The sequence below is a fragment of the Virgibacillus salexigens genome (genome assembly GCF_014905415.1).
Lineage (GTDB): Bacteria > Bacillota > Bacilli > Bacillales > Amphibacillaceae > Virgibacillus > Virgibacillus salexigens.
The window spans coordinates 1-292 of sequence record NZ_BNEO01000195.1 but is presented as its reverse complement, the minus strand read 5'-3'; the positions used below and the strand labels follow the sequence as shown (position 1 = coordinate 292).

Genomic DNA, 292 nt, shown 5'->3' with positions numbered 1-292 from the left:
ATTAACCTCACATATTGTGGATGATATGACGGATACGGAAAGTAATAAACATCGTGAAAGTAGAGGCCAAGGAATTGGGAATATCATTGCTGGTTGGTTCGGAGGAATGGCAGGATGTGCCATGATAGGTCAATCTGTGATCAATGTGAAGTCAGGTGGAAGAGGAAGATTATCAACACTAGTAGCCGGTATTTTCTTGATGTTTTTAATTATTGTTTTAGGTGGCTTAGTTGTACAGATTCCCATGGCAGCATTAGTGGGTGTGATGATTATGGTATCTATAGGTACATTT

General features: G+C 39.4%; 1 protein-coding gene. It reads left to right on the top strand.

All coding sequences use genetic code 11. The features are described from left to right. A partial coding sequence (locus tag JKP73_RS22815) for a SulP family inorganic anion transporter (protein WP_200412057.1) occupies positions 1-292 on the top strand: 292 nt, incomplete at both ends.